Source organism: Microbulbifer sp. SE14 (genome assembly GCF_059834885.1).
In genome coordinates, this window is record NZ_JCBAJA010000034.1 from 1 (window position 1) to 12,569 (window position 12,569).

Consider the following 12,569-nt stretch of genomic DNA (forward strand, 5'->3'; position numbering starts at 1 on the left):
GACCCGGGCCTCGATCCGGTACAGCTTTTTCGGGTCGAAGGGCACCTTTTCCTCGTGGCGCATCGTGACGCCGTCATAAAGGCGCGCCGCGCCGCCGCCGACACTGCTGGAGCCGCCACTGTAATAGCCCTGGCTGCCGCTGCCGCCGACCTTCGGCCAATAGTCGTGGTAATTGGAGTCGGAAAAGTCCTCGAAAAAGGTATTGCGCATCGAGCGGATCTGCGCCCGCTCCACCGCGGTGGCGCCGACGGTGGCGCCGCTCTCCGGTTTTCCGCTGCCGTAGATCTGCCCCCACTCCGCCAGCGATCCGGCCTTCTCGGCCACCTTGTCCAGCAGGGCCTGCTTCTTCACATAGACGTCTTTCCAGTTCGCCTTGAAGATGGTGCGGCTGATGCTGGTGGACAGCGTGGTGTCGTCCCAGGCCGGCGACAGCCCCTGCAGGTAACTGGTCAGCGCCGACAGCGCCGCCTCGTAGTCGGTTTTCTCGGTGACGATGGCGAAGGCGGTGGCGCTGGCGCTGATGCCCGGCTGCTCGTCGACCAGCTGCTCGTACTCGCGGATGGTCTGCGCCTTCTCGCTCTTGTGCAGCACGCTGTCGGCGGAGATGTCGTCCAATTCGGCCTGGGCGTTGGCCGCGTCTGCCGCTGCGGCCGCGGCCGCGTTCTGCGCGTCGGCGAAGTCCTGCTCGGTGCCCAGGGTCAGCGGGTCCACGCCCAGCAGCTGGCCCACGCCCTGGATATTCCAGGCGCTCTTGGCCGTGCCGTAGAGGGCGCGCACGGCGGCGCGGGCGTTGCTCAGGCTGGTGCCGAGGGCGACCGATACGGTGTAGCGGCGCACGTCCGGGCCGACGGTCTCCGGCGCGCGGATGTAGATGGAGGGGTCGTCCGGGTCGGTGCCGTTGATGATCACCACCTCGAAGCCGGTCAGCTGGCCGCCGGGGGCGAACTCGGTATAGGTCCAGGTGACGTCGAGCCATTTTTTCTTTTGCACGATCGGGCGACCGGCAGGCGGGCGGTGGATGCTGTCCCGCCAATCATCCTCGTAGTAGATGCGGTGTCTTTGGACCATAAATTACGTCGGCTTGCTATCGGTGATGCTCATGGTGCAACTGGAGGGCCCTGCGGGCAGGAAACCCACGCCGGTGACGTTGTAGACGTAGGGGGAAACGGCGGCGATATCCTGCTTGCCGCCGCCCCAGACATTCACCGAAACCAGCTTGATGAAAAACTGCTGGCCGACGCGGCTCTGCGGCAGCTTGTAGCGGAAGATCCCCTCATCGAGGCGCACGAACTTGCCGCCGGCGGCGTGGCTGCCGATGGCGGAGCCGTAGCAGCCGCGCTTGAGATTCGACAGATCGTAGCTGTCGAAGCCGGTGAGCGCGGCGCTCTGGTAGGCCAGCAGTTCGCCGTCCACCCAGGCCAGGGTGACCAGGTCGTTTTTGTCGTCGGCGCTGACGGTGGACAGCTCGCCGCCGCCCTCCAGCGCCACCGACAGGGTGTTGGTGGCATCGTCCACGCCGCCGCTCGGCAGGCTGGCGGTGAGGGTTCCGTGGCGCGCGCGGGTGGTGATGGAGCCCACCAGCTTATAACTGGCGTCGTCGGTGGAAATCCACACCTCGCAGCCGCCCCACAATTCCCCGCCGCTGGTGGCGAGCCAGATTTCCGCGTCGCCGCCGGTGAGGATGGCGGGCGGCTCGAAGATCGCCGGCGGGTTGGCGTAGCCCGGGTCGGCATTCACATCCGGGGCGGTGCCGTCGCCGTCCTGGACGTCGAACAGGGCCGCGTGGGCGATGCCGAAAGGCCACTCCTCGGCCTCCACCTCCAGCTCGCCGTCCTCGTCCTCGCGGATTTCCAGGATGCGCACCGGGCGCTTGTCCAGGCCCAGGTTGCTGTCGGTGAGGGTCACCAGGTCCATGGGCTCCAGCAGCGCGTAGCGCCAGCCCAGGCTGAAGGTGTAAATGTTCTTCGTGTAGACGCTGCGCTGCGCGAGGATGCGCGACAGCTGCTGCGCGTGCGCCGCGCGGGTGATCATGCGCAGGCTTTTCTTCGGCGCGCGGCGGCTGCCGAAGAGCTCCACGTCGACCGGGTCCGGCTCTTCCGCGACGTTGGCGTTGTAGTCCTGGGCGCGATCGCTGAACTCGACCGGGACGCTATTGTAGGAGTCGGTGACGGATTTGCGCGTGACCCGCACCGGGTCCTCGTCGCCGCGCACGATAAAGTCGTCGTCGGTGAGGTCGTACAGCGGCGTGACGTTGGGGTTGTAGCTGGCACCGTTGCCGCTCACCGGCTCGTCGCCGTAGGGGCGGATCTTGAGCTTGCCCTGGGACCAGACCACGTCGCTGTTGGTGGCGGTGAGCAGGTCCTCGAGGTGCTCCAGTGCCGGCTTTTGCTCGTCGAAATTCGGCGAGACGAAAAAGCCCATCGCGCGGCAGTAGTTGTCGTAGTCGGACAGGTCGCCGATGCGCGCCGCGTCCCAGCCGGCGCCGTGGTTCGGGTTGCTCAGGAAGTCCGGCACAATTTGCGCGGGGTGAGCGTCGCCGTTGTAGGGACTCTCGGCGAGGAAGGCGGTGACCTCGAAACTGTAATTGGGCAGGGAGCCGGAGGCGCCCAGGTCCAGTTGCGGGTTCGCCAATACCACGGTGCCGGCGTAGCCGACCGCCTTGCTGGGGTGCCTGCTGGTGAGCCAGCTCCAGGGCGCCTGGCTGTGATTGCCGACGAACAGCGACCAGCCGCTGCCGGTGGCGGTGCTGTTGAGCGCGCCGGTCGCCTTATCCACCCAGCACTTGCCAATGCCGTAGCTGGAAATAGGACCGTGGCACAGGGCAAACATTACCGAGGCCTCGTAGGTCCAGGACTCTGCTTTGGTGGTGGTGCTGCCACCGCCGCCCTTGCCGCCGCTGCTCTTCTGTTTTTCGACGTGCTTGATCGCGGTGAAGTCGTCGTGCCATATGAGCGAGGCCGACACGCGGTTTGTGCCGTACAGCAGCGGCAGCGGCTTGCCGTAGGTACTCGTTTGCAGCTGGATGCCGGCGAGTTTCTCGCCCGCCGGTATCGTTATGCTTGTGGATCCGCCCATGTATTACTCAAGGTTGCTGCCAGAAGCTGAACACGCGGTATTCACGCTGGCTCAAATCCAGGTTTGTGGTGGCGTCATCGAGGACGACGCCGAGGTCTATGTAGGCGTGGATGATGGTGGGCCACTGGACCACGATGGCGCCGTGGGCGAAGCAGCGGCCGAACTTCCACACGGCCACGTCACCCGGCTGCGGCGCGCCCTCGACTTTGCGCGCGTGCTCGCGCACATGGCCCAGGTAACGCTCCTCGCCGCGATGCAGGTGCCAGTCGCGCGGGTAGTCTTCCACCGTGCGCGGCGGTATCACGCCGGCCGCGGCGTAGACCTCCAGCAGCAACTGGGCGCAGTCCACGCCGGCGCCTTTGATGCGGCCGGCATGGTGATACGGCGTTCCGAGCCAGGACTGCGCCTCGGCGACGACGGCGGCGCGCTGCGCCTGCTCGTTCACTCGGCGGCCTCGGCGCCGTCGCGGGCCTGTACCCGCTCCAGCCACTGGGGTGGGCGCAGCACATAGCCCAGGTTGTGGCGATCCACATAAAAGCGGCCCTCGGCACTCGCGCAGGCGATCTCCAGTTCGGAGCAGCTGCCGCTGCCGACAATCGCCCCGCCCTCTTCGACCAGGCGACGCAGCAGCGAGGCCGGGTTGTCGATGCCGTCTTTCGGCTTATCCGTCACCGCCAGCACCTCGCTCAAGTCCCCGGCTGCTGCGCGCAGGCCACTGAGCGCACGATGCAAACCGCAACTGCAGCGGGCGTCCGGTCGGTGCACAGTGCAGTCCGCGGAGTGCAGGCGGCCGCGATTTTTATTCAGCCAGTCGATACAGCCGCGCACGGAATCGGCGCTGCTGGACAGTATGCCTTTCTGTTCTGACATGGGTTTCTCCAGGGGAATTTACCGGGCCTGTTCCGGCACCGGAACATAGGGGTAGCCGCGGAAGCGGTCGCTGTTGCTTTTGGCCGCGCAGGCCGCTTTGGTGCGGTAGCAGCCCGGGTAGACGGTGAAGCTATCGCCCGGGTTGGGTTCCACCGGCAGCGGCATGGACAGGGTGAAATTGCCCCCGGCATAGGCGCGCACCGCGCGGCGGGCGCCGGCGGCCGGGCCGCTGGTCATGGCCAGCACACCGAGGTCGAAATATTTGTCGGCCTGGCCGAGGCCGCTGACGATCTGGGTTTTGCTGGTGCCGACGGACACGGTGCCGTTGACCGTCCAGGCGGAGCGCACCAGACCGCAGTTGGCGTCGTACACATGGTTGGCGCAGCCCGGTTTTATCAGGGTCTGCGGCATGGGCACATTGAGCTTGTCCAGCTCGCTCTTCGCGGTGAGCTTCACCTCGTAGCGGCTGGGGTCCACCGCTGCCACCTCGCCCTCGAACAGGTCCAGGGCGCCGGGGCTGGTGTCGCCCCAGGTGGGCATAAACACCCGCTGCAGCAGCACGCGGGCACCGTCGAAGGCGCCGTTGTTGGCCGCGGCCGGGATCTTGACGCCGAGGATCTGCAGGCTGTCGTCGGTCTTGATGGTGATGTCGAGGGTGTCCACCTCCAGGCCGGCTTTCAGCTTGGTGCTGCCGCGTTCCAGGATGGGGCCGTCGCAGGTGAAGGTGTCCGCGCCCAGGGTCAGATCGGTGTCCGCCGAAGTCCAGCGGAACACCTCACCGGTGACCAGGGCAATGGTGAACAGGTCGGCCATCAGGTAGGTGTTGTTGCCATGGAGCAGGGCAATCAACTGGGCAGAAGCTGTCCGCATTTACTTCACCGAAATAAGCTCGAGGGATTTGAGTTCCCAGACGTGAATCAGAAAACGCTCGGTATCCAGGTCGTCGCGCAGGAAGCGCACCCGGCGCTGCACGCCGTCGTAGGGATCGTCGAGCAGGAAAGAATCCCAGCGGCCGTAGTGGTCCTCGAAAAAGGCCACCAGCTGCTGCAGCTCCTGCAGGGGCGGGTCGCTACGCAGGAAGTTAAAGCGCAGCCGGTACTTGTAGCGCGGCTCGCTCTGGAATCGGCCGCGCAGCTCCTTACCGCTGGCCGATTCCTGCACCTTGGTCTTGAATACCGGCGTGCGCCGCACCTTGATGTCGAGGCCCGGCAGGTTGAGCGGGAAAATGGCGTTGCTCATTTACACTGGCCTCAGCATATTTTTCCTGTACATCTTCTGGATGACCTTCTGCAGCTCTTTTTCATGAGCCATGAAGAAGCCACCACCCATACGCTGCGCCTTGAACTCCACCGTCATGCCGCCGCCCTCGCCCTCCTCGCCGAGCTGGCGAATGGTGTTGGCGTGCTCGGCCGGCAGGACCATCTCCTCCTCGTGCAGCTGGGTGACGGGGTTGATACCGGCGGGGATGTCGTAGCCGCCGCGGGCGGATTTGATGCTGCCTTTGAGGCTCATTACCGAGGCCATGATCGCGCCCAGGGCGGCGATCGCCAGGATCGGGCCGATATAAGGGATTGACGCCTGGGACTCGGCCGCACCGGCGCCGGCAACAGCCGCATGGGCGCTGATCTTGGAACCGGCAGCCGAGGCGGTGGTGGCCACGCTCTGTGCCGCCGCCGCGCTCTCCGCCGCCTGCTCGGTCTGCAGAAAGCCCATCTGCATGGCCAGCTTGGTGGACTGTGCCGTGACCCATTTCTTCAGGGGCTCGGTGACCACCGTGGCCAGGAACACCCGCGACATTTCCGCCCAGATGGCATTCATGGCGCCTTTCCAGGTCAGGGTGCCGTTGAGCATCGCCTCCAGACCCTTGTCCCACAGGCTGCTCATCGAGTCGCCGAGCTCTTCCCACAGCGCCATGCTGTCGCGCATGGCCTGGGCGTCGATCTCCACTTTGCGCCGCGCGTGCTGCTCCTGCAGCGCCTCCAGTTCGCCCTGCACGCGGATGATCTCCGCCTGGTTGGCCTCGCTGTCGGTGCGCAGCAGCTCCAGCCGTTCCTCCATCGCCTGGCTGGCGACCTGGTAGCGCTGGTCCTCGAACTCGCGCAGCTTCTGCAGGTATTCCCGCTGGCTGATAAGGCCGAATTCGAGCTCCATCTGCGCGGTCTGCTGTGCGGTTTTGAGGCGCTCGTCGGCGAGTTTCTTCTGCGCCGCCGCCGTGGCGCGGGCGATGGCCAGTTTTTCCCGCGCTGCGCTGGCCGCGTCGTCGACGGTTACCGTCGGCGTTGTGGTCTTGGTGCCGCCACCGGCGGTTGATCCAGTGCCGGTGCCGGGCAGCTCCGGGGCATAGTCGCCGGTGCGCAGCAGGCGGTTGTTGCCGTCTGCGGCGATATCGAAGTTCCCCTGGCCCCATTCCGCCTGCATCTGCGCGCGGGCGCCGGCATTGGTCTTCTGTTCGCCGGCGGCCTGGGCATAGCGGTCGGCGATGCGCTTGCGGCTGGCGGCGATCTCCGCCTCGATCTTGGCGGTGCCGTTGCGCCAGCTCTCGGCCACGCCGGAGAAGTCTCCGGTGAGCGCCTTTTTGGCGATCTCGGCAAAGGTCTGCAGGCGCATCACCAGGCGGCGCAGCGGGCTGGCGAGCTGCTCCATCAGCACGTCCCAGCTGGCCGACATGTCGATCCAGATACTCTCCAGCTCGCTTACCATTTCCATGGTGGCGAACTTGAGGTTGTGCCAGATCAACTGCACCCCGGTGCCGAAGCCGATAAACAGCACCCGCAACCCCTCAAGGAAAACTCCGAGGGGCGTCAGCGCCTGCTCGGTCTCGGTGGCCCCGGCTCCGGCGGCGGCGCCGAGACCGGCGAACACTTCCACGCCGATGTTCAGCAGCTCCTGCAGGGCACGCACCAGCTCGCGCACCACGTCCACCGTCTGGTTGATTACCTGGGCAATGTTCTCGGCGTAGGCCTTGAGCTGGCCCGACTGGCCGGCCTGGTCGAACCAGGTGTTGACGTCATTCAGCGCGCCCTTGATGCCCTCGAGGCCACCTTCGCCACGCACCTCGTCGAGACCATCTTTGACGTTGTCGACAAAGTTGGACCAGCCACCGGACAGCGACGCCATCAGGCCGGCACTGGCCCCGGCATTCATGCGGCCGAGCTCGTCCACCAGGGCGGCGATTACATCGCGGCCCAGGGCGCCCTTTTCGGACAGCTTCTGCAGTTCGGCCGTGCTCTTGCCGGTGACGTTGGCCAGGGCGTCCCATACCGGCACGCCGCGCTCCACCAGCTGCAGGATTTCCTCGCCCTGCAGTTTCTGCTTGGCCCAGGCCTGGCCCAGGGCAAGGGTGATGCCCTCCAGGGTTTGGTAGTCGCCGCCGATCTTGGCCGCGCTGTCCGCCAGCGCCTGCATGGTCCCGTCCATCGGGTCCATGCCGAAGGCCTTGAGGCGCACAAAGGAGTCCGCTACCTGGTCCACCTGGTAGGGGGTGTTCGCGGCAAAATCCTTGATCCAGGCGAAGGCGCGCTCGCCGTCGGCGACGCTGCCCATCACGCCGTTGAGGCGGATTTCCAGCTGCTCGAAGTTGGACATTACGCCCAACGCCTGGCCGCCCAGCAGGGTCAGGCCGCTGCCGATCACCAGGTTGCGCAGGCCGTGCATCTGCCCGGCAAAGCCCTCGAACTGGCGGCGCATGCCCAACAGCGACTGGTTGACCACGGTCTCCGCCCGGCGCATGTCGCCGCGCAGGTCGTCGAGCCTGGTCGTCAGGCGAATTTCAATATCGCTGTCGTTCATTCAGGTTCCTGTCCGGAGGGGCTCTGGTGGTGGGCCTGGTCGTCGGTTGGGATATCGCCCTGTACCTGGAGCATGTCCAGGAGGGCTTCGATACTCTCCTCCTGTGTCTCCGGTTCGGGGCTGGCGCCCTTGTAGCCCACGTAGCCGGCAAACAGCACGTGGTAGGGGGGGAACTTCTTCCAGTAGCGCCCCATCGCCTCGATGTCGGGGAGGGTTACGTTTTCTCGGATGTGGTCCCAGGTCCATCCGAAGCAGGCGCTGAGGTGGGTGTAGAGCTCGCCCCAGTCAAAGGGGCTGCGTCGCCGGCGACCTCCGGCACCGCGTCTTGCTCTTCGAGGGCTTTGCGGCGCAGGCCGGAAACGTCCATCACCGCTCCCATGATTTCCTGCATGTTGCCGATGTCGACCAGCTTTGCGATTTCGTCGCGGGTGATCTCCGGGTAGTTGCGCTCCAGCGCCGCGTGGGCCGCGTCCAGGACCGTGTTGACCGATTCCCGGTCGATGCCGCCGTTGAATTTCTGCAGGCGCTCCTGCATGTCCTCCAGCGTGCCAAGCGCGAGCGGCGGGCAAATGTATAACTGGTCGCCGAGCTCGATTGGAATGCCTTTGAACTTGACCTTGCTGGGGTTCTGTTTTCTCTGGCTCATAGGTTCCTCGATCCAATAAAAAACCCGGCGGCAATAGCCTGCAGCCGGGTTTTACGTTTTTAGGGAAAAGGCTAGTGGTTGGTACTGTTACTTGAAGGAAACCGTGCCGACTGCGCCGGCGCCGTTGGCGTTGGCCTCGAAGCTAAGATCCGGCATGGCGAAGTCGTCCTGCTTGGTGGCGAAGGACAGCTTGTCACTGGTGCAACTGTACAGCGACACGGTCATGGTCTTGCCCTTGTACGACGTGTGCAGGTCCGCGCGGAAGCTGGGCTGGTAGCCCATAAACTGGTTGGTGATCTCGATGGTGCTGCCGCCGGTGGCCACCTTGTAGTGGTAATTGATGTACACCGTCTTACCCTCATCCGCGGTGGCGAAGGTGTATTTGCCCGCGGTGTCCACGCTGTACTGACCGACACTGGGCGAGCTGCCCACGCGCTTCATGGGATCGCCGTTTTCGTCGCGCACACCCATGTCGGCCTCAAAGGTGCCGGAATCAGGCGGGGTTACGGTGATTTCGTGGGGCGTGGCGGGGATCACTGCACCGGTCACATCCTGCACCTGGCTGCTGTAGCCGGCGGCGAGGGTCTGGCCGAAAAATATCGCGTTGAACAGTTCGCCGCTGACGGTGGCCGTGCTGGCCTTGCCGGTGATGCTGCCCTTGCCGCGGCCCACGGCGATGGGGAACTGCTTGTTGCCATAGAGCTTTTTGCTCTCGAAACTGAAATCGAGGGATACGTTCTGCAGCTCGGCAAAGGCCACCGGAGTGGGAGTGGTGATGGGGTTGCCACTGGCGTCCACCAGTGGCGTCGCGGTGAGGGCGCCGGACCCGAAAACAATAGTAGGCATGGGGGTCTCCTGGGAATTAGATCAGGGAGTGGGTAAAGGAAATGCGCACCGGTACCGACACGCCGAAAAATTCGCTGTTTTCACCGGGACCAAACTTGACTGTCTGGAACTCCACCTTGGTCACACGGGGGTGAATATCTGCATCGCGCAGCGCGCGGTAGATGTCGTCCTCCAGCGCATACAGCCGCATGAGATCGGGGGATTTGGTGAAGCCGAACACGATCAGCGGCAGGGAACCCTGCTGGTGTCCGCGGTTGAGCTCGTCCGGCTGTATCACCAGGCTGTCGCCGCTGACTTCACCATTCAGGTACTTGCCTTCGGCGTCGGCCGCAAAACCTGTCTCCACCTCCAGGCCAGCGTCGGTGCGGTAGCCGTTGGCCTGGGTGATCGTCTTCAGGTGCTGTTCCAGCGCGCTGTGGATGTCGCCGATAAAGAGCGGACGCATGGGGTCTCCTTAGATCCGGGCCGCTTCCACGGTGCGCAGGTAGCCGTCGTCATCCACCAGCTCCCCGATGCGATAGCTCTGCTGCAGCTCCGGCACCTCGATGGTGGTGTTGCGCTCGTGCTTGCCGATCACGCTGACCAGGTAAGAGAGCGTCGTCGCGCGGAAGGGGGTGTTGGCCATCTGGTTGACGCCTTCATCCACTACCACGCGGCAGGCGATGTTGTCGGTGCCCGGCTTGTAGATGGCATCCTTGCCGAAGATGCGCACCGACTGCTGGGCGAGGACTAGCTCGTTCATGGACGCTCCGAATAAAAAGCACCCGGCCAGGCCGGGTGAAGCGGTCGAGGAACCACAACGGTTTTCTCGGTAGCTATCGGGTTATTTCCGGGTGAGGTCGCGCTTGATCGCGGCCCGGAATACTTTCTGGATCTGCTGGCGCGCCACGCGCGCGGCGATCTTGCGGAAGGGGAAGCGCGCACTGTAGTTGGGCGGTTGCGACACAAAAATAAATATCGGCTTGGCGCCGCCGTGCTGCAGGTGCGCCACGCGGCTGTCGTCGCCGTAGTTCTTGCGCAGGTAGATGCCCGGCGGCAGCTTGCCGGTCTGGCGCGGCAGCACGAAATATTTCGATCCGCGGCGGGTCTTGGTGCCCTTCCAGCGCCTGGCCAGGCTCTGCTCGGTGGCGTTGGCCTTGTAGCCCTGCTCGCCGAAGCCCTTGATCTGGGAGATCAGCCGCACCAGCTCGCCGCGCGGGAAGTTGCCGTAGCGGTCCAGGGGCGCGTACTTGGAGGGCACCGCGTACATGCCGTCGGGCAGAATGTAGTTGGCCCGCAGTGCCCGCTCGAAGCGCTTCAGCCCACGCGGGCCGCCGCGAATCTGGCTCTGCAGGTACTTGGCCGGCGGCGTGCCTTTGGTGGCCTCGTCGCGCAGGAATACCCGCGCCTCCAGGTGCTGCGGGGTGGCCTTCTCCACCAGCACGCCGCGCTGGGTGAAGGGGGTGGGGCGGTCGAAGATACCCTTCATTTCCCGCTGCAGCACCTCGCGGGTGTTGTAGGCGAGCCAGGTCAGCGCCCTGGCGGCGACCCTGGGGCTGTCCTGGGCGATGCGCCGCATGCGGCGATCGAACCGGCTTTTGTCGATGATCACGGAGTCGGACATCGGGCCTCCGCCGGTTGGGGAATTCGGGCCGCCCCGTGGGCGGCGTTGGGTTAGGCGCGCTCGGCGGTGCGGTACTCGAGCAGGTGGTCGCGGGTCTTGTCACCGGCGTGGAAAGAATCACCGGCCTTGACCTTGAGCTGCTGGCCGGCGGTGACGGTCTTGCCGTTGTGCACCGCCATGTCGATCACCTTCACCTCAAAGCCGGCGCGGGCGCGCAGCTTGGTGAGCTGCGCAGCGGGCTCATCGCCTGCGTCTTCTTCCGGCTGGTCGTCTTCGGGGGGAGCATCGGTTTCGGTGTCCGGCTCGGGACCGACCTCGTCCTCACTAGGGTCTGCAGGATCGCTATCGCCATCAGCAGGTGCATCAGTGTCCTGGTCTTCCGCATCGGAGTCATCGGAGTTTTCCTCCGCGTCCTGCATGGCCTTCTCGGCCTGCTTCTGCTTCAGCAGCGCTTCCAACTGGGCGTTGCTGGTCAGGTCCTCGTACTCGCTTTCCGGCACTTGCAGCGCGGCCAGTGCCTTGATCAGTTTTGCCTTGCTCATCGTCTGTTCCTCGTCTCAGATTGCTTGTGCGGATCCGCCATAGGCGCCCGCGGCTATGCTGCAGCACAGTCGCGGGCATCTATGGATCAGCGCCGGGTTTAGCTGACGGCGCTGGAGCCGGGGAACACCAGGTCTGGGGCGGTGTTGATGATCATGGGGTACTGGGCCACGAAGAGATCCACCCAGCGCGGGCTGGGGAAGTCTTTGTCCGGCACCAGGTAGGAGTACCACTCCTGACCCTGGCGGGCGAGGTCGTCGAAGGTCTCACCCGGGGACAGCACATGCTTGAAGATGCCGGAGCCCTTGCCGGGGAAGAACTTGATGTCGGTCGCGCCCAGGTTGATGCTGGTGCCGTCGTCCGCGCCGAAGTACTCCTTCCAGGTCACACCGGCGAAGCTGACCTCAGTGCCCAAGGTGGCCTCGGTGAGCTTGCCGGCCATCTTGGCGTCGGCGGCGGCCTCATAGCGCTTGTTGAACTCGGGGTTGGCCATCAGGTCGTCCCAGGCCGATTCTCCGCACAGCGCTTTTACCTCGCCGATGTAGCGGCCCTTGGCCTTGCGGCGCATCGGGCGGGTGATCAGGCTCTCGACCTTTTTGCGTAGCTGGAATTCGCTGGTGCCGGCGATATTCAGGAACACGGTCGGCGGCGCGCTGATACCGAATTCGGCGTAGAAGTCGTACACGGTGTTGCCGTTGTGGTCCAACAGCAGGCCGTTGAGCGCACCGAGGCGCATCAGCTCCAGGCGGTTTTCGCACTGGTCCATCAGTCCGCCGGGGCCGGTCTGGCGCGCGGCGATTTCCTTCTGCAGTTCTTCGACGATCATCGCCTCGTTGTCGCCAAACTGGCGCACGAAGGCCAGATCGGAGGCGGTGAGGCGCGCGTGGCGGGCGACGCGCTTGGTCTTGAAGTAGCGCAGCTTGCGGGGCTCGCCGGTGCTGGTGGTGTAGGTATCGCCGCGCTCGTCCAGCGGGGCGATTTCCAGTTTGCCCTCTTTGAACTCGATGGCGATGGTCTCGGTGCGGATGCCCTCCTGCACAAAGACGCCCATGTTCCGGAGCTCGCGCGGCTGGGTGGGGGCGGTGGCAATGGCCGCAGTCATGGATGCCATGGAAAACGCATCGTTTTCCAGAATATTGATGATTTCCATAGTGGATCTCGCAGTGATCGGTGTCGGGGTTCTGCCCCGCCGGGCGGGGC

14 protein-coding genes and 1 pseudogene are annotated in these 12,569 nt (G+C 64.9%); all 15 read right to left on the reverse strand.

Annotated elements, in window-relative coordinates:
- Positions 1-1,068: pseudogene (locus AC6R19_RS19170) on the reverse strand (hypothetical protein); the annotation flags it as partial.
- Positions 1,069-1,071: 3 nt separating this feature from the next.
- A complete protein-coding gene (locus AC6R19_RS19175; protein WP_500581464.1) occupies positions 1,072-3,075 on the reverse strand; it encodes a phage tail protein in 2,004 nt (667 codons plus the stop codon).
- 7 nt (positions 3,076-3,082) lie between these two features.
- Positions 3,083-3,565, reverse strand: coding sequence for an NlpC/P60 family protein (locus tag AC6R19_RS19180; protein ID WP_500581465.1), 483 nt, complete (start codon positions 3,563-3,565; stop codon positions 3,083-3,085).
- The gene (locus AC6R19_RS19185; RefSeq protein ID WP_500581466.1) at positions 3,517-3,945 is read right to left on the reverse strand and encodes a hypothetical protein; all 429 of its coding nucleotides are present in this window, start codon (positions 3,943-3,945) and stop codon (positions 3,517-3,519) included. The genes AC6R19_RS19180 and AC6R19_RS19185 overlap by 49 nt, the downstream gene beginning before the upstream one ends.
- Positions 3,946-3,963: 18 nt before the next feature.
- On the reverse strand, positions 3,964-4,815 hold the full coding sequence (locus AC6R19_RS19190; RefSeq protein ID WP_500581467.1) for a phage/gene transfer agent baseplate hub protein: 852 nt from the start codon (positions 4,813-4,815) through the stop codon (positions 3,964-3,966).
- Complete coding sequence (locus AC6R19_RS19195; RefSeq protein ID WP_500581468.1) at positions 4,816-5,184, reverse strand: DUF2460 domain-containing protein; 369 nt, start codon at positions 5,182-5,184, stop codon at positions 4,816-4,818.
- Entirely contained in the window at positions 5,185-7,734 is a 2,550-nt protein-coding gene (locus AC6R19_RS19200) for a tape measure protein (RefSeq protein ID WP_500581469.1), read from the reverse strand. It lies immediately after the preceding gene.
- Entirely contained in the window at positions 7,731-7,928 is a 198-nt protein-coding gene (locus AC6R19_RS19205) for a hypothetical protein (RefSeq protein ID WP_500581470.1), read from the reverse strand. Before AC6R19_RS19205 ends, AC6R19_RS19200 begins: the two co-directional genes overlap by 4 nt.
- Before the next feature lie 20 nt (positions 7,929-7,948).
- Positions 7,949-8,380: a hypothetical protein gene (locus AC6R19_RS19210; RefSeq protein WP_500581471.1), complete on the reverse strand. Its 432-nt coding sequence runs from the start codon at positions 8,378-8,380 to the stop codon at positions 7,949-7,951.
- An 87-nt stretch (positions 8,381-8,467) separates the two neighbouring features.
- Positions 8,468-9,226 carry a hypothetical protein gene (locus tag AC6R19_RS19215; RefSeq protein ID WP_500581472.1) on the reverse strand — a complete coding sequence of 253 codons (759 nt, stop codon included), beginning with the start codon at positions 9,224-9,226 and terminating at the stop codon, positions 8,468-8,470.
- A 16-nt stretch (positions 9,227-9,242) separates the two neighbouring features.
- Positions 9,243-9,671: a hypothetical protein gene (locus AC6R19_RS19220; protein WP_500581473.1), complete on the reverse strand. Its 429-nt coding sequence runs from the start codon at positions 9,669-9,671 to the stop codon at positions 9,243-9,245.
- A 9-nt stretch (positions 9,672-9,680) separates the two neighbouring features.
- Entirely contained in the window at positions 9,681-9,968 is a 288-nt protein-coding gene (locus AC6R19_RS19225; RefSeq protein ID WP_500581474.1) for a hypothetical protein, read from the reverse strand.
- Positions 9,969-10,049: 81 nt separating this feature from the next.
- Positions 10,050-10,829, reverse strand: coding sequence for a hypothetical protein (locus AC6R19_RS19230; RefSeq protein WP_500581475.1), 780 nt, complete (start codon positions 10,827-10,829; stop codon positions 10,050-10,052).
- Positions 10,830-10,879: 50 nt separating this feature from the next.
- Positions 10,880-11,371 carry a hypothetical protein gene (locus AC6R19_RS19235; RefSeq protein WP_500581476.1) on the reverse strand — a complete coding sequence of 164 codons (492 nt, stop codon included), beginning with the start codon at positions 11,369-11,371 and terminating at the stop codon, positions 10,880-10,882.
- Between the two features lie 98 nt (positions 11,372-11,469).
- Positions 11,470-12,519 carry a major capsid protein gene (locus AC6R19_RS19240; protein WP_500581477.1) on the reverse strand — a complete coding sequence of 350 codons (1,050 nt, stop codon included), beginning with the start codon at positions 12,517-12,519 and terminating at the stop codon, positions 11,470-11,472.
- Positions 12,520-12,569: the final 50 nt, after the last annotated feature.

What these genes read in the sequence shown, in the direction of transcription:
- AC6R19_RS19210 (WP_500581471.1), bottom strand. Translation starts at nt 8,380, where the DNA reads ATGAGCCAGAGAAAACAGAACCCCAGCAAGGTCAAGTTCAAAGGCATT.
- AC6R19_RS19190 (WP_500581467.1), bottom strand. Translation starts at nt 4,815, where the DNA reads ATGCGGACAGCTTCTGCCCAGTTGATTGCCCTGCTCCATGGCAACAAC.
- AC6R19_RS19215 (WP_500581472.1), bottom strand. Translation starts at nt 9,226, where the DNA reads ATGCCTACTATTGTTTTCGGGTCCGGCGCCCTCACCGCGACGCCACTG.
- AC6R19_RS19205 (WP_500581470.1), bottom strand. Translation starts at nt 7,928, where the DNA reads ATGGGGCGCTACTGGAAGAAGTTCCCCCCCTACCACGTGCTGTTTGCC.
- AC6R19_RS19185 (WP_500581466.1), bottom strand. Translation starts at nt 3,945, where the DNA reads ATGTCAGAACAGAAAGGCATACTGTCCAGCAGCGCCGATTCCGTGCGC.
- AC6R19_RS19195 (WP_500581468.1), bottom strand. Translation starts at nt 5,184, where the DNA reads ATGAGCAACGCCATTTTCCCGCTCAACCTGCCGGGCCTCGACATCAAG.
- AC6R19_RS19235 (WP_500581476.1), bottom strand. Translation starts at nt 11,371, where the DNA reads ATGAGCAAGGCAAAACTGATCAAGGCACTGGCCGCGCTGCAAGTGCCG.
- AC6R19_RS19200 (WP_500581469.1), bottom strand. Translation starts at nt 7,734, where the DNA reads ATGAACGACAGCGATATTGAAATTCGCCTGACGACCAGGCTCGACGAC.
- AC6R19_RS19230 (WP_500581475.1), bottom strand. Translation starts at nt 10,829, where the DNA reads ATGTCCGACTCCGTGATCATCGACAAAAGCCGGTTCGATCGCCGCATG.
- AC6R19_RS19175 (WP_500581464.1), bottom strand. Translation starts at nt 3,075, where the DNA reads ATGGGCGGATCCACAAGCATAACGATACCGGCGGGCGAGAAACTCGCC.
- AC6R19_RS19240 (WP_500581477.1), bottom strand. Translation starts at nt 12,519, where the DNA reads ATGGAAATCATCAATATTCTGGAAAACGATGCGTTTTCCATGGCATCC.
- AC6R19_RS19220 (WP_500581473.1), bottom strand. Translation starts at nt 9,671, where the DNA reads ATGCGTCCGCTCTTTATCGGCGACATCCACAGCGCGCTGGAACAGCAC.
- AC6R19_RS19225 (WP_500581474.1), bottom strand. Translation starts at nt 9,968, where the DNA reads ATGAACGAGCTAGTCCTCGCCCAGCAGTCGGTGCGCATCTTCGGCAAG.